Raw genomic sequence first — 23,345 nt, forward strand, 5'->3', positions numbered from 1 at the left:
CTATCGAAAGGGTGGCACGCTACTTTTTGGGAGTGTTCAAACCGGATTTTTAGTTCAACTCAATTTTTAATCTATTAGGAAAGAAAATATTGAGCTGAGAGATAGTTAAAAGGCAAAGCTGTAGTCCATTTTTGCTCTGTCTTTTTATAGCACAATATACCAACTTGTACAAGCTGGTAAATGAACCTTTGGTTTTAGCAAATTTTCTTCCTCGATAGAATTAGTGGAGCCGCCTAACTGGCCCTGAATACTAGACAAATTTTTCCAATTGTTTTGCCACGATTTTATGACCAAAGGATATTTTTCACCCATCAGCTCAAGCAAATAATTTTCAGCGATTTCTTTACTTGAAGCACGATATATTTTTTTTAATCATTCATGAAAGTTTTTGCTACTTCAGTGAATTTCTTATCTGATGTACAATACATTTCTGCTTTAGCTATTTATAGCTGCAGGAAAACTTTTTAACACATGCAATCAGAATATCCTCTATTCCTCTCTCTCTTTTAGGTCGTTTAACACTTCTAACCAGAACCTCACTTTCAGCTTTTTCTTGCTTTACCATATCTCTTCCCCTCTTGTCTCTATCTTTATGTATTAAGCTATATAACTCAAAATCTTGATAAAATGCAGAAAAGTTTTTTTAATTCCAGCTCCATCCTCGAAGAGTTAGAAAATAACTTTAAGCAAGTTAGTCAGAATTTTTCTGACGTAAAGGAGCAAGTTTTAAATTTAGCTGTCAACTCTGAAGATTTGGCAGGCAAGTTTCTTAATTATCACCCGAATATGTGCATAGTATAAAATTAGCTTGATAGACTTCAAGAGCTTTGCCTATGAAGTCAGTGTGCTTCTTGAAATACAATATACTTTCGTTACTTTAATTATGAAAATCTGTTAAGCCTTCTTGCCAATTACTACAATATTTTCACTTGGAAAAAAGTAGTCAGGTATAGCCATGTTTTTTGGTGCAGGACCGCCAATTACTCGGCCTGATGTGTCATAATATGAACCGTGACAAGGGCAGAACCAACCGTTGCCGTCTTTTGTAGCGTGATCAACTGGTACACATCCAAGATGGGTGCATATTCCAATCATAATTAACCATTCATCTTTCCCTTTGTATACTCTTTTTTCATCTGATTCAGGATCTCTCAAATTTTCTGCATTTATGGCTCTTGCAGCCTCAATCTCTTGTTTCGTACGTCTGCGAATAAATACTGGCTTACCTTGCCATTTTACCTTTTTTCCTTGTCCTTCTTGAATGTCAGATAGATTAACCTCAACCGTAGACATTGCTAAAACCTCAGCAGAAGGATTCATAGACTTAACTAGCGGCCAAAAACCGCTTGCAGCTCCTATACCTGCCATGGCGCATGTAGTTAATGTTATAAAATCTCTTCTACTCTTATTTTGAGTAAGATCCTTAATAGGAGATGTTTTTTTATTCTTCTCATTTGTCAACGATTTTTTATTTTTAGTTAATTTCTTATCCATTAATCTCTACTTGACCATAGATATATATTTTAATTTAAATACTATAGATTAATCAACAGAAATTTGCACTTTTTGCTTAGCCTTTGCTATACAGTTAAGAAGGAACAGAGTTTTCAATTTCGGAAATACTATCTTCAGTGGAGTTAGGATCCTCAATTTTCGCTACTGAAACCACCTTTTCTCTACTCTCTGTTTTAAACAGAGTGACTCCTTGAGTGCTACGTCCTGTAATTCTGATATCATTTACTGAAATACGAATTAACTTTCCTTTATCTGTAATAAGCATGATATTATCAACCTGCTCAACTGGAAAGCTAGCAACAACATTGCCATTTCTGCTAGTAGTAAGGATATTTGTAATACCAACACCACCTCTATTTGTTACCCTATACTCGTACGCAGAAGTTCTTTTACCAAAGCCATTTTCAGTAATAGTTAATATGAACTCCTCATTCATTGCAAGTTTTAAGAACAGTTTGTTATCTATTTCTAAATCATTCAAAGTTTTTTCTAATTTAGAATCAATTGAGTTGTTGGTTACAGCTTCCATCCTTTTTGCAAGTGGAACTTTTAAGTAAAGTTCTTTTATTTCTATTGCAATACCTATGCCGTTTAGTATGGTCATGGATATCACACTGTCATTTTTTGCAAGTTTGATACCTCTTACGCCATCTGAATTACGACTCTTAAATTGACGCACATCGCTTACAACAAATCTGATGCTTTTTCCAAGTGTTGTTGAAAGTAGAACATGATCAATTTCGCTACATACTTTAACTGATATTAACCTGTCCCCTTCGTCGAGCTTTATTGCTATTTTTCCATTGCTTGGAATATAGTGAAAATCTGCTAAGGAGTTACGCCTTATGTTCCCATGAGCAGTAACAAAAACTATATTTTGATTTTCGTCATTCTCACTTGGAAGCGGCATGATGTTAGTTATAGTTTCACCATCGCTAAGCGGGAATATATTAACAAGCGCTCTTCCACGTGCAGTTGGCTCTGCAAGAGGCAGTTTATAAACTTTTAATCTGTAAACTCGACCAGTATTAGAAAAGAATAAAAGGCTAGTATGAGTATTTCCAACAAATAATTTTGTGATTACGTCCTCCTCTTTTAATCCCTGTCCTAGCTTTCCTTTTCCACCACGATGTTGGGTTCTATAGTGAGAGAGCTTCACACGTTTGATGTAACCATTCATAGTTACGGTCACTACCATATCTTCTTGTGGAATTAGATCTTCAGCTTCAATGTCCATGTCTGATTCTTCTATTGAAGTTCTTCGAGGTACGGCAAATCTATTCTTTATTTCTTGTAAATTGTTTTTTATTTCTTGCATCAATTTCTCTTCTGAGCCAAGAAAAGCAATATATTCTTTTATCAGGCTAAGCATTGAATTTAACTCATTTTCTAATTTGCTTTTTTCAAGGCCTGTTAAGCGTTGCAATTTCATGTCAAGAATAGCTTTTGTTTGCAGCTCAGTTAATCTATATACTCCATCTTTCAAAAAGCTCACACTGTCTGAGATTAGTTCAATAATCGTGTTTATTTCAGCTGAGGTTTTCCATTCCTTGTTTAAAAGCTCTCTGCTTGCTTCTTCAGGATCTTTTGCACCACGGATGATTTTTATCACTTCATCTATGCTGAGGACCGCAATGTAGAGCCCTATGTATATATGAGCTTTTTCCCTCGTTTTTCTTAAACGAAATTCTGTTCTTCTGATTAATACTTCTTTTCTAAAATCAATGAAAGCAGCTATGATTTCTTTCAATGACATCAAAGCAGGCCTGTTATTGTTGAGGACTAAAGTATTAACACTAAAACTACTTCTTAGTGGAGTTAGTCCCAATATTTGATTAAGTATAAAACTTGCTTCAGCATTTCTTCTGAGGTCAATTACTACTCTAATACCAGACTTATCAGACTCATCCCTAATTTCTGTTATGCCATCAATTCTTTTTTCTTTTACAAGCTCACCTATCTTCTCAATTAATTTTACTTTATTTACCTGGTAAGGTATTTCATCAATCACTATTGCTTGCCTATCTTGTGGCAGGTCTTCCATGTGAGTCTTGCCTTGCACAACAATTGATCCACGACCCGTTGCAAATGCTGATCTTATTCCAGACCTTCCAAGAATCGTTCCTCCAGTTGGGAAATCCGGTCCTGGCATCACTTCAAGTAACTCATCCAAAGTAACTTCAGGATTATCTATATATAACATACAAGCATCTATTATTTCTCCAAGGTTGTGAGAAGGAATATTGGTTGCCATACCAACTGCAACACCGCTTGCACCATTTACCAATAGATTCGGAAATTCTGCAGGCAGTACAACAGGCTCTGTTTCATTTCCATCGTAGTTTGATCTGAAGTCAACTGTATCTTCATCAATATCATTCAGTAAAAAATGCGATACTCTGTGGAGCCTTGCTTCTGTATATCGCATTGAAGCTGGTGGATCTCCATCTATTGAACCAAAGTTACCTTGCCCATCGATAAGCGGTAAAAGAAGAGAAAAATCTTGAGCCATCCTGACCAAAGAATCGTAAATGGCTGCATCACCATGTGGGTGATATTTTCCCATTACATCCCCGACTATACGAGCTGCTTTTTTATACGGTTTACCGGCATCGAACCCAGCCCTCGACATTGCGTATAATATGCGCCTATGAACAGGTTTAAATCCATCTCGCACATCAGGTATAGCTCGACTTATGATCACACTCATTGCATAGGAGAGATAAGAATCTTCTAGCTCTTTCACTATTGAAACTGGTACTATGTTGTCTTGCATTTTCTATACTTTGATTGAAATAATTGTAATATTAATATTCAACTAGGCTAATGGGCAATGACAGACTTGAACTGCCGACCTCCTCGGTGTAAACGAGATGCTCTACCAGCTGAGCTAATTGCCCCTCTAGATATAATTCTATAGTTCAATGTTGTTGTTGTAAACAAAAATAGCGATACAAGCAACTCTTATGGAATCGCTGGGTGCGCACTATGGAGTTGTATAAATTTTAGTCTTGCTGCTACCTTGTATAAAGGTATTCTTTCACTTGCATTTTTTGACATGTTCAACAACTTTGAATAACATGCTGTGGCATTTTTAAAATCTGAGAGCTTATCTAGAATAACAGCTAAATTATAGGTATAAAAAATATTGTTTTGATCTAAAGAAATTGCTGCTTTCATATATTCTTTAGCTTTTACGTAATCCCCTTTTTTCATATAGATCAAACCTAAATTTGCTGATAAAGGGGCGCTATTTCTGAGTGTATCATACAATTTCAACATTTCACTCAATGCTAAATTAGGATCATATTGTGAGATTATCGTCAGAAAGTTCTTTAATACATAAGGGTTGCTAGGATATTCTTTTAACAGTCTTGTGTAAATCTCTACAGCTTTTTTAAATTCTTTGTTAGCGTAATAGATATTCCCTAGTCCAATTAAAGCACTTTCATGATAAGGAAATTTTGCGATAATCTGATTGAGGAGAGAAGTAGCTGTTTCACTATCTCCTAACTCAAAGGAATCTTTTGCTTTTTTTAAAATAGAGTATATGTCAAAATTCTTGCCAGAATTCTGCGAAATTTTGATATTAAATTTGTCACTTTTTCTCTCGATAACATCAAGATCTTTATATTTTTTATCAGCTTTTATATGCTTGACAACACTATCAAAGACCTTCTGTATCTCCAAATTTTCACTAGCATAGGTAACAGAAGACCTCCATAAAATCACAACGCAAATTAACATGCAGACAAACATAGATCCTAGTGTTGTGGCATTGGCTGCAGCGCGTAACCAGTAAATCTTATTTCTTTGAACTATACGCAACACATTACAAATTCATAAATGCTACATTACTTATCTAATATAATAATAAAGATATTATTAATTGGCAGATACTATTTAGAGTGAGTTAAAAGAGCACTTCTACACATTCCATATGGTTGCCAATTACACTCCTCACATGCGTAGTCAAATTTCTCTAAAGACATTTTCTTTCTAATTCTTTTTACTGCTTCATTCCAGGTTAAAATCTCTCCTATTTTCATTCCTAAAATTTCCATATGCCTTCTATCTAGCTCTAAAACTTTAGCTTGTGTGGTACATTTACCTTGTTTAGTCTGGTTTGGGCAAACACTGCAAATAGTGTCAAGATTATCAACTACTTCGATTTTAGTATTAGGATCATTAATTACTTTACTTGCTATCTTTTTGTAATTTTCTACAAAACCCTGAGAATACCCATATCCTTGAAATGCAAGAGTGCACATGAAATGATGAGGACGAAATTTTATCATTTTTTCAAATATTGCAAAGCTGCTACAAGTAGAAAAATTTTTACCAAACCAGGAAGGATAAATGGTAAAACACCTACCATTATTGCTCGTTCCAGACCAAAGTAAACAGAAAGCCAACTAACACCACAAATAAAGATTACAGCTGTACCGGCCAGACAACTTAAAGAATTACACACAAATGATTTATATTTAGAGTTCAGTAATTCATTTACTTTGTTCATTACCATAACAGCAGCTAAACAGCCAATTAAATATCCACCTGTTGGTCCAAGAAAAATGTGATAACCACTAGAAAAATTCGCAAAAACAGGAAATCCTGCTGCACCAAGTGATAGATATGTAAGCACAGAATAGAATGCTGTTCTGCGGTTAAATTTAAGCCCAATGAGCATTACTCCTAAAGTTTGCAATGTGATAGGCACAGGCTGCAACGGTACGCTTATTTGAGCCATCAAGAATAAAAGTAAAACACAAGACAATATTTCAACCAGTGTTGACCTACTGCTTGATTGTGTTATAAACATATCTTCCCAATAGAAATAACTTACTAAATGTAATATATGTGTATAAGAGGTTTTGCAATTTAAATTTTGCTCATATTGCGCTACAATGAATTATTTATGCACTATTTAAAAATGATGAGTAAACAAGATCTATTATCGTTGATGAAAGCAAGACACAGTGGACGTTCATACGATCCTACAAAAGCAATATCTCAAAAAGAAATGGATATTTTAATAGAAGCTGTAAGGCTAACACCCTCGTGTTTTGGTGATGAACCTTGGCGATATGTGATATGCAACAAACAGAACAATCAAAGCGCATGGAAAAAATTGTTCGATTGCCTTGATGAATCTAATCAAAAGTGGGCAAAAGATGCACAAGTGTTAATCATATCTTTAAGTGCTAAAAACTTCCGAAAGCCAGACAAAGGGGGAAATTTTTGGGCTAAGCATGATACTGGTGCAGCAAATTACGCACTTATGCTACAGGCTACAGCTATAGGCTTAATGGCTCATCAGATGGGCGGATTTGACAAAGACAAAATAATAGAGAGGTTTAATGTACCTGATGATTTTAATGTAATGTCAGTGATAGCGGTTGGTTACGAGGAAGAAGGTGCCGAAGTTAAAGAAAAGAACAGAAAGCCAATAGAAGAAATATTTTTTTATGACGAATGGCCAGCGAGCTGACTTGACCATTCTTTTTTTAATATCTTAAAAATTGGATTATCTGGCAAATAATTTTTTTTCATCCTACCCTTTTCAATTGCTTGCCAATCTTTCCATGAAAGCTTTTTACTTCCCAATTCATAATCCATTCCATCCCACATATCTTCTCGAAAGCCATAAACAGCAAAGTGCCAATTATATTCATTAAAAATAGAAGTAAGATCTCGAAAATAGTGCTCTAATCCTTTTGAACAGCGATGTCCGCCAAACTCTCCAGCAAGGATCTGATAATCTGGTATATTATACTTCTCTTGGAAAATTTTTACAGGTTCTATATATAATTTTAACTTATCTTTATTCCAATACTCTACTTTTTTTCCATCAAAAGATTGAACATGTCCAGGGTAGGCAAAGTTATCCTGGTTTAATTTTAAATTTGTATAAGCAAAGGGCTCATACATGTGAAAAGAATAAAGAATATTAGAATCATCAACTGGTTTGAATTTATCAAAAGTATTAGAGTCAGCATAACTGCTGCTATCAAGTATTATTGGGGTCTCTGAGTCAACTTGGCGGACACTGTTTACCACGCTGCTATAAAAGCCAAATAGATTCTTCTGAACTTTGCTTTGTTCTACGTTATAAATAGCCGAATCTGCAGTATTATAAAGCCTTTCTGGATGTGGTTCATTTAAGATATTATATCCAACAATAGCAGGATGATCTTTAAGCTCTTTCGCAAGATCTTGCCAAAATTTTGCTGCTTGTTTTTGAAAAGCTTGATCTGACCATAAACGTAAATCATCTTTATCGTTATTATTTTGCTTCCATCTAGATCCAGGTAAGCTAAGCATCGTTAACACTACTGGTATTTTTTGTTGATGAAAAGCATCTAAAACATCTTTCAGAACTTTCAGGTCTTTGGGAATTAGGCCCTGATAACTGTCTGCATTACCTAAGAGGAAGTCACGTTGCGTAGTTTCAAATTTGTCAGGAGCAAGACGAATAAAACCAATTTTGTATTCCTTTGCTGCTTTGATTAAGTCACTATCAACTTTTCTATTGAAAACATTTGCTCCCTTTCTAACTCCAGTTTGCCAAAAGAGCATTTTGCTGTTCTCCGGTATTGACTTAGCACTCACATTACAGAAAACTATAGAATACAAAACAGCTGTAATTAGAAGAAAAATTTTCACTTATATAATTTTGCTATAATGGTAAGTAACCTAACAGACAAGATCCCGTTTGTAAAGATGCACGGTACTGGCAATAGTTTTGTTATCATAGACTCACGTTCAGCAAAGAATTTAGACTGGAATTATAGACAAATTGCTGATCAAGGCAGTTGTGATCAAGTGATAATTATAACAATGTCTAATGCTGCAAACTGCTTTATGCATATCTACAATGCTGACGGTAGTCGAGCTGAAATGTGTGGAAACGCAGCACGCTGTGTTGGATATTTGATAATGTTAGAAAAAGGTACTGAATATATCACTATTGAGCTGATAAATAATCGTATCTTAGAATGTTTTAAAGTAGGTGATAAATCAATAAAGGTCAATATGGGTAAACCACTGCTTAAATGGAATGAAATTCCTCTTTCTTGTGAATGCGATCCCCTTTATCTACCTATAGAGGTTGAAATGCTGAAAGAGCCAGTTGCAGTAAATATTGGTAACCCTCATATAGTTTTTTTTGTTGATAACATAAGCGAAATACCATTGCAGAATTTAGGACCAAAGCTAGAAAATCACGAATTATTTCCTCAGAAAACAAATGTTAGTATTGCACAAATAGAAAAATCTGGAGAAATAAACTTAAGAGTTTGGGAAAGAGGAACAGGTATTACTGCTTCATGTGGTAGTGCGGCTTGTGCAGCATTTGTTGCATCTATACTTCGTAAGTGTTTGGCTACTAAACAAACTTCAGTGCATTTACCAGGAGGTCAGTTACTGATTGAGTGGTCAAAAAATATACTGATGACTGGGGATATAGGGTTTTTATGACCTAGGCTAGGCACTGACACTCATTACTTCTAACACCTTTTTACCAATCACAGCAGGGGTTTCTGCAATTGCAATTCCAGCACTGCGCATAACCTCTAACTTTGCACCAGCACTTCCGCCACTAGAGGAGATAATAGCCCCAGCGTGCCCCATACGTCTTCCTGGAGGTGCTGTTTGACCTGCTACAAAACCAACGATTGGCTTTTTAGTTTTTTCTGTTTTCACAAAATGTGATACATCCTCTTCTTCGTTTCCACCTATTTCACCAATAACTACAATACCATGAGTATCGTCATCTTTTAAAAAGAGCTCCATACAGTCAACAAACGTCATACCATGAACAGGATCCCCTCCAATTCCTATACATGTTGACTGACCAAGACCAACAGCGGTTGTTTGTGCTACCGCTTCATAAGTTAAAGTTCCAGAACGAGACATAATTCCTATATGTCCACGTCTGTGAATATGTCCTGGCATAATTCCTATTTTGCATTCTTCGGGTGTAATAACCCCTGGACAGTTTGGGCCAATCAATCGACTGTTTGAACCAGCGAGAGCGTGCTTTACCTTTACCATGTCAAGTATAGGAATGCCCTCTGTGATGCAAACTATTAATTCTATCTCTGCATCTATTGCCTCAAGTATTGCATCAGCTGCAAATTTAGCAGGTACATATATTACCGTAGCATTCGCATCAGTTTTTTCTCTAGCTTCTGCTACGGTATTAAAAACTGGTAAATTAAGGTGAGTGCTTCCACCCTTGCTAGGAGTTACACCGCCAACCATTTTGGTTCCATAGCTAATTGCTTGTTCTGAATGAAATGTACCTTGTGCACCAGTAAAGCCCTGGCATATTAATCTTGTATCTTTATTTACTAAAACAGACATACTCTACTTCACCTCTTGTACTATTTTCTGTGCAGCCTCGTCAAGTTCGTCTGCAGCAATAATATTTAGCCCTGACTCTTCTAAAATTCTTTTTCCTTCTTTAAAGTTAGTGCCTGATAATCTAACCACTAAAGGGACCTTAATATCTATTTCTTTTGCAGCTTCAACTATTCCATTTGCAATGATATCACAACGCATTATACCGCCAAATATATTAACCAAAATTCCTTGTACATTACTATCAGATAATATAATTTTAAATGCTTCAGTGACAGTTTCCTTACTTGCTCCACCACCAACATCTAGAAAGTTAGCAGGCTCTGCTCCATAGTACTTTATTATATCCATTGTTGCCATAGCAAGACCTGCACCGTTCACCATGCAACCAATATTGCCATCCATTTTGATGTAACTAAGTCCATGTTTTGAAGCTTCTATCTCTTCTTTAACTTCTTCATCATAATCACGAAGCTGCACGATTTCTGGATGACGATATAAAGCGTTGTCATCAAAATTAATTTTAGCATCAAGTGCAACAAAATCCCCGGAATTTGTTTCAACTAGTGGGTTAATTTCTATTTGGCTTGCATCAGTTGTAATAAACGCATCATATATATTTTTTGCAATATTTGTTATTCTTTCTATTTGTTCTGAATTCAAATTAAAATTATTGGCAAGTTTACTGTTATCAAGATTTGTAAAACCAGTAGCAGGGTCAATATCAAATTTCACAATTTTTGTAGGAGAATTTTTTGCCACTTCTTCAATATCCATTCCACCTTCTGAGGAAAATATAAATACTAACCTACTCAGCTTTGGATCAACTACTAGACTCAAATAGTACTCTTTTTTAATGCTTGAACCTTCTTCAATGTATACTTTCTTTACCTGCTGTCCACTAGGCCCTGTTTGATGAGTAACTAAAGTTATGCCAAGCATGTCCTTTACAAGTTGTTGAGCTTCTTTAGTTGACTTTGCTAGCTTTACGCCACCAGCCTTACCCCTACCACCTGCATGAATCTGAGCTTTAACCACAAACACGTCAGATTTTAGTTGATTTATTTGAGTTTCTACTCCTTCTGCAGATGTAGCAACAAAACCCTTTGGTACCGGGACATTAAACTTGTGTAAAATTTCCTTTGCTTGATATTCGTGAATATTCATAAGATAACTAATTATTAACCTTAGTAAAAACTACCAACCATAACGCTGTCTTCTGCATTCTTGCTGATATCTCTTTTTCCTTGCTTCAGCTTTTTTTTTAGCTGTTTTCTCTGATTTCTTTTCGTGATATTTTTTTTTCATTTTGAGCCCTCTTCCTTCCTTTTGAATTATTTTTTTCAACAGTGGAAGAGCTCTATCTACATCACCATAATGGACTGATACTTCAATCAAACTCTATACCTCCTTCGGTAATCACTTCAAAATCCATTTATAAATTAGAAAATTAACATTGTCAATTATTTTATAAACTTGAGCGATAGAATATGATATGCAGTGATTTATATGAAAAAAGCTTCATTCTGCTGTCAATCATTTACTTGCTGATAAAAATTGCTCTTAGGTTACAGTGCTCTTGTAATTTTTCTAATCTCGGGGCGGAGAGATTTGAACTCCCGACCCTTTGGTCCCAAACCAAATGCGCTACCAGGCTGCGCTACGCCCCGACTTCTTTACTAAGAGTATCGATAGTTCGGAAAAATGCAAGTTTCATTTATTTCTTTTAGGAAAAATATAATGCAGATTTCTTTATATAGAGTGTCAAGTTGCACTAGCCATATTAAAAAATCTAGCTATACCAATTGGTGAAGGTTAATGCAGCAACTACAGCAGTATCAACTCTCAAAATTCTTTTTCCTAGACTCAGTTTCTGACAAAATTTATTGGCAGAATCAAGTTCGCAAGATGAAAAACCACCTTCGGGGCCAACAATAATAGCAACGTTTTTCTTGCCTTTTAGAACTTTGTTAGGAGGTTTTCCTTCACCTGTTTCATCACACAAAACAAAATTTTTATTCTGAGAATCGGGTAATTCATAAAAATCAATGGGAAGCAAAATCTCTGGTATACTTATCCTACCAGATTGTTCCGCAGCTTCAATTGCCTGTAATTTCGCTCTACTTAGGTTAATGTTTTTTACTACTGTACGTTCTGTTGAAATAAATTGAATGCAGGTTATTCCCATTTCAGTTGCTTGTCTTACTATGTTGCTTAAGGCGCCGCTTTTTACCAGAGCACAATACAAATATAGATTTTTTTCATGTTGTTGTTGTTTAGTGCGTTCTTTTATTATAATTTTTGTCGATTTACTTGATATATTCACTACTTCTCCTAACCATTCTCCATCCTTTCCATTAAAAAGATAGATGTTATCATGCTTCTTAAGCCGCATTACATTGTAAATATAGTGACTTTGTCGTGGATGAAGCGCCAAACTTACATTTTGTGATAAAGCTTCTTCAACATAAAGCCTAATTTTTTTCATTCAAAACTTTAGTTATTTGCATTCTGTTTGAGTGACTCTTACGGGATTTGAACCCGTGTTACCACCGTGAAAGGGTGGTGTCCTAACCACTAGACGAAAGAGTCGACTTGGATCTAACTGAGTTATATCGATTATACATATAAAGTCAATTCAATTATTTTGAATCACACAGTTAGAGTGATATATCAGTGATTTTATATCGACAGCCTCCTATTACCCCATGTTCAATGCTTACTGAACCTATCTCAGATTTAGGAGCTTTAGATCCTAATTCTAATTTTTGTTCAACTTTTGTATCTGAATCATAGCCAGAATCGTATCCAGAATCTCTACGCTCAAAATTTTGCCTTATTTCTTTTACGTTAAAGCCAGCCTTGGTCTTGATTTGCTGACTCGCTGGCTTATTAGCACTTTGCTCATTTAGTTTTACTTGCAAATTATTCACTTTATCCTGCACTAATCCATGATAAGTCCCAGAATTATCTTTTATATGTTTTGCTTGTCTTTCTGATCTCTTTTTCGATAAATCTACCTTAGCATAAATAGGCTCTGGTTGCTCTTTATGATTTAAGCTAGTGGGCTTTTTTTGCTCTGAGAAATCATCTACATCTTCATAAATAGGTTCTCCTGATATACTAGAACAACCACTATCTTTCAATGATAAATTTTCAGTAGATCTTTTATGCAAATCATATACTTCAGCATAAATGGATTCTTCCGATACGCTCAACTCTTCTAATGAGTTACTAACCTTAGCGTAATATACCTCATCATAAATGGGCTCTTTTAAAAGTAAAATATCATCATGCTCAAAAATTCTAGGAGGTTTTTTAGGTGAGTTGGCCTTAAATTTTAGCTCTACTTCCTCTTTAAGCTTGTCACAACTTTCCGTTTGTTTCAAAATCTCCAATATTTCTTTTCTTTCTTTTTTTATTAGCTCACCAAGCACTAAACAACATTTTTCTTTACGATCTTTGAGACTGTCCTTATCTCCGTACTGCATAGCTTCTGATGCTCTTTTGTATTGAAGGATTACATTTCCTATACTATTATTTATTTCACTAATATTTGCTCCAGCACTAATAAGTAACGTCATTACATTATGATCAAGATTTGTTACTGCATACTCTAAAGCTCGATTTAAAGTTTGATCATTATTCAAGTCAAATGACCCCTTGTTCCTAAAAGGATTAATTCTAGAAAAGAGTTTTTCAAAGCTGTTTACTATATTATGAAGACTTAAAGCTAGCCTCACGCCTCTTATATTGCTATTTCTAGCGGATTTAATTAAAAAACTATCTACTATACCCATGATTGTACCCCTCTATACAAAAGCTCACCATTGTGGTACAATTTTAAACTATAACGATTTATTTTATATTAATAACCGCTTTTCACACCCACTTAACAAGAGGCGGCATCGACATCATAATTGCATCGGGGTTACCATTAGTCATTAAACCAAACCTTGTACCACGATCATAAAGAAGATTGAACTCCACATATCTGCCACGTTTTATCAATTGTTCTTCTCGTTGTTCTTTTGTCCAAGATTTTTGCATATGTTTGTGTATGATGTGTAAGTAAATTTCTAAAAATGCTTCACCTACTGCTTTTGTGAACTCAAAATCATTTTTCCAGTTGCCAGAAGTTAGATTGTCATAAAAAATTCCACCAATACCACGTGGCTCTTTTCTATGTTGTAAAAAAAAGTAATCATCACATTGCTTTTTAAATTTCGGATAATATTCGATGTTGAACTCATCGCAAGTTGCTTTAATTGATTCGTGAATATACATGCAATCTCCCCTTATCCCTGCAGCACATATGAACACAAGGCTGATATATACCTCAAAACAATGGTTTGGTGGAGGAATGGACTTTACTCCAATTTATAAAGATGAGGGAGATTGCATGTGAGACACTAAAGATATACCGCTTGCCCAAAACTCTCCATTGCTTTCACTTGCACCAGGAATTTCATTAATGGCTGAGTCTGCAAGCTTTCCGTATACTCTTGAAACGTTTACTCCAACTTTTTCAAAAATATTACCAAAGATAATTGTAGATTCACCACTTCCTCCACCTGGTCGGTTCCACTTTCTTTTTTCGATTTTTGGTTCTGTGAATGACTGCACCTCAATTGATAAGAAAGATTCGGTGATCTTGTTTCTCAGTGCGCAGAACCATTTAAATGCTTGTATTTTTTGTTCTTCCATAATGCCTTCTGTTGGCTATTAATATTATTGTACTCTATATTTACAGGACTTAATTAGATTGGGATAGTAACTACCCATCAAGGATGTTAATAAATCTATAATAATTAAATCAATATAGTAGAATATTTTTATATGTGCAAGGATGCCAAGCAATAATAATGAGTAAAAGATACATAGATAACAAAAAAGAGAACAGAGTTGACTTCATACTAAGAAATTATGGGATGTCAATTATTGTGATGGCAGTCATTATGTTCTTACCTCCAATAGCAATATCAGTACTCTATTTTTCTAATGTATATAGTCAGAATGTTAATATAGAGATTAATTTATTAACTAGCACTCTAATGATTCTCTTTGTGATATATAATATAAAACGTTACAAGTATCTACTTAATATCATAGAGTTTCAAAATGCAATATTTGCAAATGCGCTAAATCATAATACAGAGTTTTGTCTCATTTTACATAAAGATGAGGGTATTATTTATGCTGATGCTAGATTCTACGAAAGGTTTAAAGATCACATAAACGATGATGTTACGCTAGATAAAATTCTTGAAGCAGGAGATGTTTCAGAAAAAGACAGAAAATCACTCTATCATGCGTTAAGAAATAACACTTCTGTACAAGTATGCATTTCCTTAAGCAAGAAGAGTAGAGTATCTAATTTTCTTTTGCTCTCTGAACCAATACCGGATAATCCACAAATTGCTATAAATAGTAATAAGACTTTAAATTTGTCATTAGCACCAATAGCAAGACCGAATGGGTATTTTGTACTGAAGGCAACACAGGTAAACAAAGAGCAGGTATATGAAGAGTTGATAGAGAAACACAATATAGCAACTTACGTTGCAAATACAAAAGGAGGTATCTTATCTGTAAATAAAAGATTTTTAGACATGTTTGAACTAAAAAAATTGGAAAAAGGTAGCTCAATCAATGATTTTATATCTCAATCTAAGTATGACGATACAATAACCAAAAATGAAATTATGTTTTTTACTATAAGCGGTGCTCCATTTAAGGCTTATATGAGTACTGCTATATTTTGTGATAAATACAATCATAGCTATATACATGGCTTTATAACACCAACTGAATCAAATATTGTTGATTATCAACTACACCCTTGTTTTACAAATTCGTCAATTGCTATTGCACAATGCGACATAAATGGCAATTTTATAAAGAAAAATACAGCATTAATAAAACTTGCGGGGCCAAATAATGATTCTATCTTTGCATTGATGTTAGATAGTTATCATACGAAAGTACGTGAATATTTTTCGAGCAATAGGATAAATAATGCGTCTTTTGACGTGCAGCTCAATGGTGGTAATAATATGAAAATATATTTCAATAAGTTCCTTCATAATAAAGTGATGTTCATACTTTGTTATTTTATTGATAATACTGAACGTAAGAAACTAGAGATAAAACTTGAGCATTATCAAAAGGTGCAAGCTATAGGGCAGTTAGCGGGTGGAATTGCACATGATTTTAACAATATATTAACCGGGATAATAGGATTTTGTGATTTGCTTTTACTCCAACACTCAGCTAGTGATCCATCTTTTGGAGATATAATACAGATACAGCAAAATGCAAAACGTGGGTCAAATTTAGTAAGACAACTGCTTGCTTTTTCAAGAAGACAAACCTTGCAGCCAAAGATTATTAATGTAAATGGTACTATAGCTAATCTTTATGAAATGATTAAAAGATTAATAGGTGAAAATATAAAATTTAATATTTATTATGGTAGCGATTTGGGTGCTGTTAGGGCTGATCAAGGGCAATTAGAGCAAGTTATGCTTAACTTAGCAGTTAATGCTGGCGCTGCTATGGAAAAGGGGGGAGAGTTAACTATACGAACCTTTAATCAAAAGATTAATTCATTAAACTCTACACCTCAGGATATGTTTTCTCCAGATAAGGAAATGATTGAACATGGGAATTATGTTGTGATTGAAGTAATTGATACTGGGTGTGGAATGACAAGTGATACAGTTGAAAAGGCATTTGACCCATTTTTTTCCACCAAAGATATTACTTCTGGTACAGGTCTTGGCCTCTCTACTGTATATGGCATTATTAAACAAACTGAAGGATACATCTATGTTGCTAGCAAAGTAAATCATGGAACTAAATTTAGCATATTTTTGCCCATAGTTTACATATCGGATGAAAATGATAAAGAGGAAGATAGTGAAGAAATAGAGAAACCGGTAGAAATTGAAGGTAATGGTATAATTCTATTAATTGAAGATGAAGATTCAGTAAGGAAGTTTACTGCTAAGGCGCTTACAAGAAAAGGTTTGAATGTAATAGAAGCGAGTATAGGCAGCGAGGCACTAGAGATCATTAGAAAAAAAAATCAACACATAGATCTAATAATCACTGACGTAATCATGCCAGAGGTGAGTGGCCCAGAAATAGTTAAAGAAGCATTGATCCATAGGCCAAATATCAAAGTTATTTTTATTTCTGGATATGCAGAAGATGCTTTTTTGAAGAGTGATGAAATCAATATAGAAGACTTTCACTTTTTACCAAAACCATTTACTCTGAATGAGTTAGGAAATAAGGTTCACAATGTGCTGTGCAAGACAAAAAAAGGCAGTCCACTTTGAATGTGATTGGCAACAAAAAAAAATTCTAATGCAAAAATTTCTTGCATATATACAATAGGATTATTTTATACATAAAATAAAAGGCGTGAGCAAGATAATTGCAATAGTAAATCAAAAGGGTGGAGTTGGTAAAACCACAACTAGTATAAATTTATCGACAGCCTTTGCTGCTGTGGGGAAAAGTACTTTATTGGTAGATCTTGATCCTCAAGGAAATGCTAGCACAGGATTCGGGATTTCTTATCGTAGTAGGGAAGAAAAAAATATATACAAAATACTGCTGAGCAGAGGAAGTGAGTTGGTGGAATCGGCAATTTTCAATATAAAGGAAATTCCAAATTTAGCACTAATTTCATCAGTAGTTGACTTATCAGCTGCAGAAATTGAGCTATCACAACTTGAGCGGGGAAAATTCGTACTAAAAGATACGCTAGAGAAAGTACGTAATTATGAGTACATAATTATCGACTGTCCTCCATCGCTTGGTCTGCTTACTATCAATGCGCTGACCGCTGCTAACTCTATTATTGTTCCTCTTCAGTGTGAATTTTTCGCTCTGGAAGGATTGAGCCATTTAGTTAAGACTGTAGAGCTGATAAAAAGAAATAACCTAAATCCTTTCTTAGTAATAGAAGGAATATTGCTCACAATGTATGACAGGCGCAACAAGCTTAGCGAACAGATTAAAAATGATATTTGCCAATATTTAAATGATAAGGTGTATAAAACGATTATTCCATTATATGAGACTATTATTCCACGTAATGTGCGGTTATCAGAAGCACCTTCTCATGGGAAACCTGCTATTGTATATGATCTTAAGTGTCCTGGTGCACAAGCATATATAAGTTTGGCAAAAGAAATTTTAAAGAAACACATGAGCATCTTTAAAGAGAAAAAGCTGGTAAGTGAGGGTGCAGCGTGAAGGACAATAGGCGCTTAGGTAGAGGTCTTGCTGGCCTCATAGGCGATAATTATGATAATAAAGAAGATCGGTTACCTATTTCATTACTACACCCGAGCAAATTTCAGCCGAGAAAATATTTTGATGAGGAGTCATTAAAAGAACTTGCAGGTTCGATAGAGAAAAATGGTATAATACAACCTGTTGTGGTGCGCAAAGATCCAAATAATGAAGGTTATGAAATAGTAGCAGGGGAACGTCGTTGGCGAGCAAGTAAGGTCATAAATCTTGATAGTGTGCCGGTTATCATAAAAGATTTAAATGACAAGGAATGCTTAGAAGTATCGATAATTGAAAACATACAGAGGCAAGATATTAATCCAATAGAAGAAGGTGAGGCGTACAGAAAATTAATAGATGAATTCTCCTATACACACGAAGAATTAGCCTTAACTTTAGGCAAAAGCCGCAGTCACATAACCAATATGATACGAATGCTGTCACTCCCTAATGGAGTAAAAACAATGATCAACGAGAAAAAATTGTCTATGGGTCATGCAAGAGCATTGATTAATGTTGAAAATGCGGAAAGTATTGCAGAAAGAATAGTTTCTCAGGGCCTGAGCGTTAGACGAACTGAAAAATTGATAAAAGACTTACAACAAAATAACGACCGAAAAGAGCATAAGTGTACTAAAAATCAAGATATGGCAGCATTAGAAGGAGCTATATCTTCTCAGCTTGGTTTAAAGATCAAAATTAATGACAGTAATTCTAAGGGTAAAGTCATGATACGTTATAACAACTCAAATGAATTGGATTTTATATTGAAAATTTTGAATAGAAGACTTGAATCAGCTATTAATGTCGAAAGTAGCTCATAGAAATTTCTTGACAAACCTTCCCACTTTCCTTGCAATAGAAGTGAAATGGTGGAGTTTGTCAAGTAAGTTATTTCGTTTCTACCTTCAATAAAAATTTGCACGCAATAGCACAGAAGCATACGTTGCTACTCCTTCATTTCTTCCAATAGAACCTAATTTTTCCGCTGTGGTTGCTTTGATATTTACGAATTCACCATTAATTTCTAATATTTTTGATATGAATTCCTTCATTCCTGCTTTGTAAGGCGATATTTTAGGCTCTTCACAAACTATAGTGATATCTAAATTAGACACGCTATATCCTTTTTCCTGTGCTTTTTTAGCAGCAAAGTCAAGAAAATGAGATGAATTGCAATCCTTCCATTTAGAGGAATTAGGAGGAAAATGTTCTCCTATATCGCCACATCCTAGTGCTCCGAGTATTGCATCAACGATTGCATGTATTGCAACATCACCATCGGAATGTGCCTCTATTGCCATATTATGCTCAATTTCCACACCGCAAATTTTTATAAAGCTCTTAGCATCATTTTGAATTTTAACAAATTTATGTATATCATAACCGGTTCCGACACGGAATTTTGGCTCTCCAAAGAGAAGTTTTGCCATATTGATATCCTCTTTTGTAGTTAACTTAAAATTCTTTTTCTCACCTTCAATAATCGCAACATGTTTTTTATGCTCCACCATTAGTGATGAATCATCAGTAAATTCTTTGACTGATTGATGGCACGATAATAATTCTCTGAAATTAAAAATTTGAGGAGTTTGCATGGCTCTAAGTTTTTCTCTTGAAATCATAGATTCAATGAAATTATTACTCACCAACGATATAGTATCCTCGACTTCTATTGCTGGAACTACCCCTGTATATTGACCATTAATCATAGATTCAATCAAGTTGTTTATTAGAATATTTGATACAAAAGGCCTACAAGCGTCATGTATAATAACAAAATCTGGATTGATCTTTTGCAAACTCTCTAGTCCAAGTTTAACTGAACTCTGCCTGCTTTTTCCTCCACATATTGGACTCAGCAATTTAGTATCTATAGTTGATGACGTAACTTCTTTATAGAAATCTTTTTGACTTTCATTCACTACCACTCTTATGTAACTTATGTACTGATTAGCTAAGAATTTTCTAATTGTGTGAAATAAAACAGATTTACCTGCCAGTTTTATGTATTGTTTAGGGGTTTTGGCACTGCATCTAATTCCTACTCCTGCTGCAACTATTAATACTGCTATCTTGTATTTCTCAAGTCTATTAGTTATCATTTTCAGCATTAGTAAATAGTAATAGGTTATTTAGCATTTTAAAAAAGTTGATTTGATTCTCAAAAAAGAATATTCTTTTACTAGGTATAATATATGCTAGAAGAAAATAATGCACGTTGCTAAGTATAATAAAGAAAATGAGATACATCTTATATTTTTTCATGGGATAGGTGATAATCATAAAAATGCTACCAGATATACACAAGGTGAATTTACATACCCCCACAGATCTAATTTTCACACTCATGCGCATAAATATTCAACTACGTTTCAAAATTATATAACCTACGCAACAGCAAGCTTCATGCTTCTAGGAGTATCCATACTATTACCAATTTTAATATTACTTATTAATCCAATGACGTCTAAGATAGCAAGTTTAGCCATCTTAGCAGCTTTAACTTGCACCTTTTTATCTGTACCACCACTCATGATTCCGTTTATAAATAAGAATCAAAGCTTGTCTCAGCCTTCAATAAAAGAAATCAGTAAATTAATTGACAATGGTGTGAAGCCTGAAAACATTATACTTCTCGGCCATTCCTTTGGAGGAGCAATTGCATCAGAAGTGCTGAAATATTTTACAGACAGAAATATTAAACTCGGAGGTATTATTTTTACCAGCACTTTCAGCTCTTTTTACAATGCAATAAAGCATTTTCCAATTTCTCAGACAAAAATTCTAAGCATACTACCCTCTTGTTTGTTAAAAAAAATGCTTAAGTTCCTAAATTTAGACTTTGATATAGTAAGCAATATACAAAAGCTACAAAATAATGATATATCAATAGCGGTCATTAATCATGAAAGAGACACCTTAATACCATATCCTGCACAATTAGCAAAAGGACTAGAAGATAATCAATCGTTAAATAGAAATTTGACCAAAATCGTTAATTTGAAAAGCTTTGAATATGACCCGCACAACGGAGTTTTATCTGGTTGGGAATTGGATGAAAATTTAGCTGATCTAATACTTAATAAAACAATGAATAGATAGTATTTACAAAAAACTGTATATTTTTTGGTAAATCGACTATGTTAGACATATGCAAAAACGTCATATAACTATTTGTTGTGTACTACTTTTTATAATAGGGGCATTATTTTTGATGCGTCCTATGATTGCTCCGTGTCTAATATCTGTTTTTGTTGCACATCTATTTAACCCGCTAGTAACCAAGTTTGAAAAATACAGAATACCGCGTTCATGTTCTGTAGTTTTTATAATACTTACCTTATTGATAGCTTTTATATTAGTTATTACATTTGTTTTACCTATTATATATTTTCAAATTACTTTAATATTAAATTTCTTAGTGAATAAGATACCTTCATTAAAGCTTAAAATGATTCCTTCTGTGCTAGAATTTCTTAATATAAAAACTGAAGATAATTTATTTGATCACTTGTCTAAAAATCTAGTAGAAAATTACAGTGATTATATATCTTATTTTATAAATGCTCTTAGCATGGGCAGTAATCTTATAATTCAAGTGCTAAATTCAAGCTTTAGTTTGATTTACATGGTATCATTAATAGCTATTACGCTTGTGGTGTTTTTTTATGTATTACGTGATTGGCCTGCAATTGTAGAAAAGGCTAATAAACTAATTCCCATTCTTTACAGAGAAAAAGCTGCAGGTTATTTTTCCAAAGTAGATTTCATTATATCTAATTACCTAAAGGGACAGTTAAACGTATGTATAGTCATGATGATCTTTTACTCCGTGGGCCTTAGCATAATTGGGCTGAAGCATTCTGTAGCTATTGGAATTTTATCAGGAACATTAACATTTATACCCTATATAGGGCCATTATTATACACTATTATCGGATTTTTGAGCGCCATTACTCAATTTAGTGGATGGTTTGAAAGTACTGCTGTCTTGCTATTATTTAGTGTTGGTCAATTAATAGACTCAAGCATATTAGTGCCTTTATTAATAGGAAAAAAAGTTCATATACATCCAACTATCATTATTTTAGGAGTTGTCATATGCACCTCATATTTTGGGTTTATAGGTATATTATTTTTTATTCCAATAATAGGAATGTTCAGTGTATTAGTAGAATATGCAGTCAATAAATATTTTGAAAGTGAGCTTTATAAAAATGGCTAATTAGTTCACAATAAAAAGAAAAAGGACCTCTGATACATTTGAGAAATGCAAGTAAATTTTTATGCAAAAATTATTATCAAAAAGTAGCAATTTAAGAGGCTTTACGTGCAATTAAATTTATTTAACAATAATCAAGTTGATTATTGTTGGCAAAATTATATCATCTTAGACGAAAACAAGCACGTATATAACTCAATAGCTAACGATTTATCTTGGAAATGCCTGATTCTTTTTGGACCTAACAGCTCTGGAAAAACTCACCTTGCTCATATTTGGCAATCAATAAACAATGCAATTTTTATCAACGTGAATAATTTTGTAAGCGAGATTAGGTATAGCAATGCGTTTATTTTAGAGGATGTACAAAACATTAAAGATGAGGAAATGTTGTTACATTGTTATAATTATATGAAGGAAAATGATAAGAGATTGCTGATCACTTCTTCAATTTCACCAAAAAAGCTTAACTTCAAGCTCAAAGATTTGAGCTCTCGAATATTGTCAACTATCAGCGTAAAAATTTTACCTGCAAGCGAGGAGTTATTAAGAATTATGCTAATAAAACAATTTTCAGATAAACAATTAAAAATTGATCTAAAGGTAATTAATTATATTCTAGCAAGAATAGAACGTTCTTTCCACAGCATTAATAAAATTATAGAAAAAATAGATAGTGAATCCATAGGATCAAATGTAACCATTCCTTTTATTAACACTTTATTAAAAAAAAGTCCCAAGTGATTCCTTCTGCTGCAAGACATTTGTTATATATATTAAAGATTTATTAATACCCATACAATAATGAAGTTGAAATCACTATTTCTTTATGTTAAAATTATAATAAATACTATGATGTAATAAGAATAAACAGACATATCTAAGGGATATAATGCACCCCATAAACTAGACCAAAAAAAAATGGTTGATC

At 33.9% G+C, this 23,345-nt stretch carries 21 protein-coding genes, 3 tRNA genes and 2 pseudogenes; 9 read left to right on the forward strand and 17 right to left on the reverse strand.

Going from position 1 to position 23,345, the window contains the following annotated elements; all coding sequences use genetic code 11:
* Window positions 1–49: 49 nt before the first annotated feature.
* Window positions 50–534 (reverse strand): annotated as a pseudogene (locus tag LB100_RS01955) (transposase); the annotation flags it as partial.
* A gap of 93 nt (window positions 535–627) precedes the next feature.
* On the opposite strand from LB100_RS01955, the gene LB100_RS01960 reads away from it, so the two are divergent.
* Entirely contained in the window at window positions 628–801 is a 174-nt protein-coding gene (locus tag LB100_RS01960) for a hypothetical protein (RefSeq protein WP_456201222.1), read from the forward strand.
* Between the two features lie 93 nt (window positions 802–894).
* On the opposite strand, the gene petA is transcribed toward LB100_RS01960, so the two are convergent.
* The 6 genes from petA to LB100_RS01990 all read right to left on the reverse strand — a co-directional run bounded on the left by petA (window position 895) and on the right by LB100_RS01990 (window position 6,337).
* A complete protein-coding gene (petA, locus tag LB100_RS01965; protein WP_456201224.1) occupies window positions 895–1,494 on the reverse strand; it encodes a ubiquinol-cytochrome c reductase iron-sulfur subunit in 600 nt (199 codons plus the stop codon).
* Window positions 1,495–1,588: 94 nt separating this feature from the next.
* Window positions 1,589–4,291 carry a DNA topoisomerase (ATP-hydrolyzing) subunit A gene (gene gyrA / locus LB100_RS01970; RefSeq protein WP_456201226.1) on the reverse strand — a complete coding sequence of 901 codons (2,703 nt, stop codon included), beginning with the start codon at window positions 4,289–4,291 and terminating at the stop codon, window positions 1,589–1,591.
* A 51-nt stretch (window positions 4,292–4,342) separates the two neighbouring features.
* Window positions 4,343–4,415 (reverse strand) — tRNA-Val (locus LB100_RS01975).
* A gap of 64 nt (window positions 4,416–4,479) precedes the next feature.
* Complete coding sequence (locus tag LB100_RS01980; RefSeq protein ID WP_010403952.1) at window positions 4,480–5,346, reverse strand: tetratricopeptide repeat protein; 867 nt, start codon at window positions 5,344–5,346, stop codon at window positions 4,480–4,482.
* Between the two features lie 68 nt (window positions 5,347–5,414).
* Window positions 5,415–5,813, reverse strand: coding sequence for a DUF1284 domain-containing protein (locus LB100_RS01985; protein ID WP_007302343.1), 399 nt, complete (start codon window positions 5,811–5,813; stop codon window positions 5,415–5,417).
* Window positions 5,810–6,337, reverse strand: a complete 528-nt coding sequence (locus LB100_RS01990; protein WP_264336415.1) for a biotin transporter BioY — start codon at window positions 6,335–6,337, stop codon at window positions 5,810–5,812. Before LB100_RS01990 ends, LB100_RS01985 begins: the two co-directional genes overlap by 4 nt.
* A gap of 96 nt (window positions 6,338–6,433) precedes the next feature.
* On the opposite strand from LB100_RS01990, the gene LB100_RS01995 reads away from it, so the two are divergent.
* Entirely contained in the window at window positions 6,434–7,006 is a 573-nt protein-coding gene (locus tag LB100_RS01995) for a nitroreductase family protein (RefSeq protein WP_026097255.1), read from the forward strand.
* On the opposite strand, the gene LB100_RS02000 is transcribed toward LB100_RS01995, so the two are convergent.
* Complete coding sequence (locus tag LB100_RS02000) at window positions 6,982–8,127, reverse strand: glycoside hydrolase family 5 protein (protein WP_456201229.1); 1,146 nt, start codon at window positions 8,125–8,127, stop codon at window positions 6,982–6,984. The genes LB100_RS01995 and LB100_RS02000 overlap by 25 nt on opposite strands.
* A 72-nt stretch (window positions 8,128–8,199) precedes the next feature.
* Here LB100_RS02000 and dapF point away from each other — a divergent pair, with 72 nt between their 5' ends.
* Complete coding sequence (gene dapF / locus LB100_RS02005; RefSeq protein ID WP_456201231.1) at window positions 8,200–8,994, forward strand: diaminopimelate epimerase; 795 nt, start codon at window positions 8,200–8,202, stop codon at window positions 8,992–8,994.
* A 6-nt stretch (window positions 8,995–9,000) separates the two neighbouring features.
* On the opposite strand, the gene sucD is transcribed toward dapF, so the two are convergent.
* The 8 genes and pseudogenes from sucD to LB100_RS02045 form a co-directional block, all read right to left on the reverse strand.
* Window positions 9,001–9,882 carry a succinate--CoA ligase subunit alpha gene (gene sucD, locus LB100_RS02010; RefSeq protein WP_063630884.1) on the reverse strand — a complete coding sequence of 294 codons (882 nt, stop codon included), beginning with the start codon at window positions 9,880–9,882 and terminating at the stop codon, window positions 9,001–9,003.
* Between the two features lie 3 nt (window positions 9,883–9,885).
* Complete coding sequence (gene sucC, locus LB100_RS02015; protein WP_264719757.1) at window positions 9,886–11,046, reverse strand: ADP-forming succinate--CoA ligase subunit beta; 1,161 nt, start codon at window positions 11,044–11,046, stop codon at window positions 9,886–9,888.
* A gap of 30 nt (window positions 11,047–11,076) precedes the next feature.
* On the reverse strand, window positions 11,077–11,277 hold the full coding sequence (gene rpsU, locus LB100_RS02020; protein ID WP_264719756.1) for a 30S ribosomal protein S21: 201 nt from the start codon (window positions 11,275–11,277) through the stop codon (window positions 11,077–11,079).
* A gap of 198 nt (window positions 11,278–11,475) precedes the next feature.
* Window positions 11,476–11,549: transfer RNA gene (locus tag LB100_RS02025), tRNA-Pro, on the reverse strand.
* A 122-nt stretch (window positions 11,550–11,671) separates the two neighbouring features.
* Window positions 11,672–12,367, reverse strand: coding sequence for a 16S rRNA (uracil(1498)-N(3))-methyltransferase (locus tag LB100_RS02030; RefSeq protein WP_456201233.1), 696 nt, complete (start codon window positions 12,365–12,367; stop codon window positions 11,672–11,674).
* Between the two features lie 32 nt (window positions 12,368–12,399).
* Window positions 12,400–12,471, reverse strand: a tRNA-Glu gene (locus LB100_RS02035).
* 68 nt (window positions 12,472–12,539) lie between these two features.
* Entirely contained in the window at window positions 12,540–13,679 is a 1,140-nt protein-coding gene (locus tag LB100_RS02040; protein ID WP_456201235.1) for a hypothetical protein, read from the reverse strand.
* A gap of 82 nt (window positions 13,680–13,761) precedes the next feature.
* Window positions 13,762–14,586, reverse strand: a pseudogene (locus LB100_RS02045) (coproporphyrinogen III oxidase).
* A gap of 158 nt (window positions 14,587–14,744) precedes the next feature.
* Between LB100_RS02045 and LB100_RS02050 the strand changes: the two are divergent.
* The 3 genes from LB100_RS02050 (at window position 14,745) to LB100_RS02060 (ending at window position 19,013) form a co-directional block, all read left to right on the forward strand.
* The gene (locus LB100_RS02050; protein ID WP_264719797.1) at window positions 14,745–17,225 is read left to right on the forward strand and encodes a response regulator; all 2,481 of its coding nucleotides are present in this window, start codon (window positions 14,745–14,747) and stop codon (window positions 17,223–17,225) included.
* Between the two features lie 85 nt (window positions 17,226–17,310).
* Entirely contained in the window at window positions 17,311–18,150 is an 840-nt protein-coding gene (locus LB100_RS02055) for a ParA family protein (RefSeq protein ID WP_264336408.1), read from the forward strand.
* Entirely contained in the window at window positions 18,147–19,013 is an 867-nt protein-coding gene (locus LB100_RS02060) for a ParB/RepB/Spo0J family partition protein (protein WP_456201237.1), read from the forward strand. Before LB100_RS02055 ends, LB100_RS02060 begins: the two co-directional genes overlap by 4 nt.
* Before the next feature lie 84 nt (window positions 19,014–19,097).
* Here the strand turns inward: LB100_RS02060 and ispD are convergent, their stop codons facing one another.
* The gene (gene ispD / locus LB100_RS02065) at window positions 19,098–20,303 is read right to left on the reverse strand and encodes a 2-C-methyl-D-erythritol 4-phosphate cytidylyltransferase (RefSeq protein ID WP_456201239.1); all 1,206 of its coding nucleotides are present in this window, start codon (window positions 20,301–20,303) and stop codon (window positions 19,098–19,100) included.
* A 100-nt stretch (window positions 20,304–20,403) separates the two neighbouring features.
* Here ispD and LB100_RS02070 point away from each other — a divergent pair, with 100 nt between their 5' ends.
* The 3 genes from LB100_RS02070 (at window position 20,404) to LB100_RS02080 (ending at window position 23,158) form a co-directional block, all read left to right on the forward strand.
* Window positions 20,404–21,294, forward strand: coding sequence for an alpha/beta hydrolase family protein (locus LB100_RS02070; RefSeq protein ID WP_456201241.1), 891 nt, complete (start codon window positions 20,404–20,406; stop codon window positions 21,292–21,294).
* A 49-nt stretch (window positions 21,295–21,343) separates the two neighbouring features.
* The gene (locus LB100_RS02075) at window positions 21,344–22,417 is read left to right on the forward strand and encodes an AI-2E family transporter (protein ID WP_456201242.1); all 1,074 of its coding nucleotides are present in this window, start codon (window positions 21,344–21,346) and stop codon (window positions 22,415–22,417) included.
* A 105-nt stretch (window positions 22,418–22,522) separates the two neighbouring features.
* A complete protein-coding gene (locus LB100_RS02080; protein WP_264336404.1) occupies window positions 22,523–23,158 on the forward strand; it encodes a DnaA ATPase domain-containing protein in 636 nt (211 codons plus the stop codon).
* Window positions 23,159–23,345: the final 187 nt, after the last annotated feature.

The organism is Wolbachia endosymbiont of Protocalliphora sialia, assembly GCF_053891855.1.

Excerpts from the sequence above, each read along its gene's own strand:
- sucC (WP_264719757.1), bottom strand. The coding sequence starts at position 11,046 with ATGAATATTCACGAATATCAAGCAAAGGAAATTTTACACAAGTTTAAT.
- LB100_RS02040 (WP_456201235.1), bottom strand. The coding sequence starts at position 13,679 with ATGGGTATAGTAGATAGTTTTTTAATTAAATCCGCTAGAAATAGCAAT.
- LB100_RS01995 (WP_026097255.1), top strand. The coding sequence starts at position 6,434 with ATGCACTATTTAAAAATGATGAGTAAACAAGATCTATTATCGTTGATG.
- LB100_RS01985 (WP_007302343.1), bottom strand. The coding sequence starts at position 5,813 with ATGATAAAATTTCGTCCTCATCATTTCATGTGCACTCTTGCATTTCAA.
- LB100_RS01990 (WP_264336415.1), bottom strand. The coding sequence starts at position 6,337 with ATGTTTATAACACAATCAAGCAGTAGGTCAACACTGGTTGAAATATTG.
- LB100_RS02030 (WP_456201233.1), bottom strand. The coding sequence starts at position 12,367 with ATGAAAAAAATTAGGCTTTATGTTGAAGAAGCTTTATCACAAAATGTA.
- LB100_RS02050 (WP_264719797.1), top strand. The coding sequence starts at position 14,745 with ATGAGTAAAAGATACATAGATAACAAAAAAGAGAACAGAGTTGACTTC.
- LB100_RS02075 (WP_456201242.1), top strand. The coding sequence starts at position 21,344 with ATGCAAAAACGTCATATAACTATTTGTTGTGTACTACTTTTTATAATA.
- LB100_RS01960 (WP_456201222.1), top strand. The coding sequence starts at position 628 with ATGCAGAAAAGTTTTTTTAATTCCAGCTCCATCCTCGAAGAGTTAGAA.
- ispD (WP_456201239.1), bottom strand. The coding sequence starts at position 20,303 with ATGCTGAAAATGATAACTAATAGACTTGAGAAATACAAGATAGCAGTA.
- sucD (WP_063630884.1), bottom strand. The coding sequence starts at position 9,882 with ATGTCTGTTTTAGTAAATAAAGATACAAGATTAATATGCCAGGGCTTT.
- petA (WP_456201224.1), bottom strand. The coding sequence starts at position 1,494 with ATGGATAAGAAATTAACTAAAAATAAAAAATCGTTGACAAATGAGAAG.
- LB100_RS02070 (WP_456201241.1), top strand. The coding sequence starts at position 20,404 with ATGCACGTTGCTAAGTATAATAAAGAAAATGAGATACATCTTATATTT.
- gyrA (WP_456201226.1), bottom strand. The coding sequence starts at position 4,291 with ATGCAAGACAACATAGTACCAGTTTCAATAGTGAAAGAGCTAGAAGAT.
- dapF (WP_456201231.1), top strand. The coding sequence starts at position 8,200 with ATGGTAAGTAACCTAACAGACAAGATCCCGTTTGTAAAGATGCACGGT.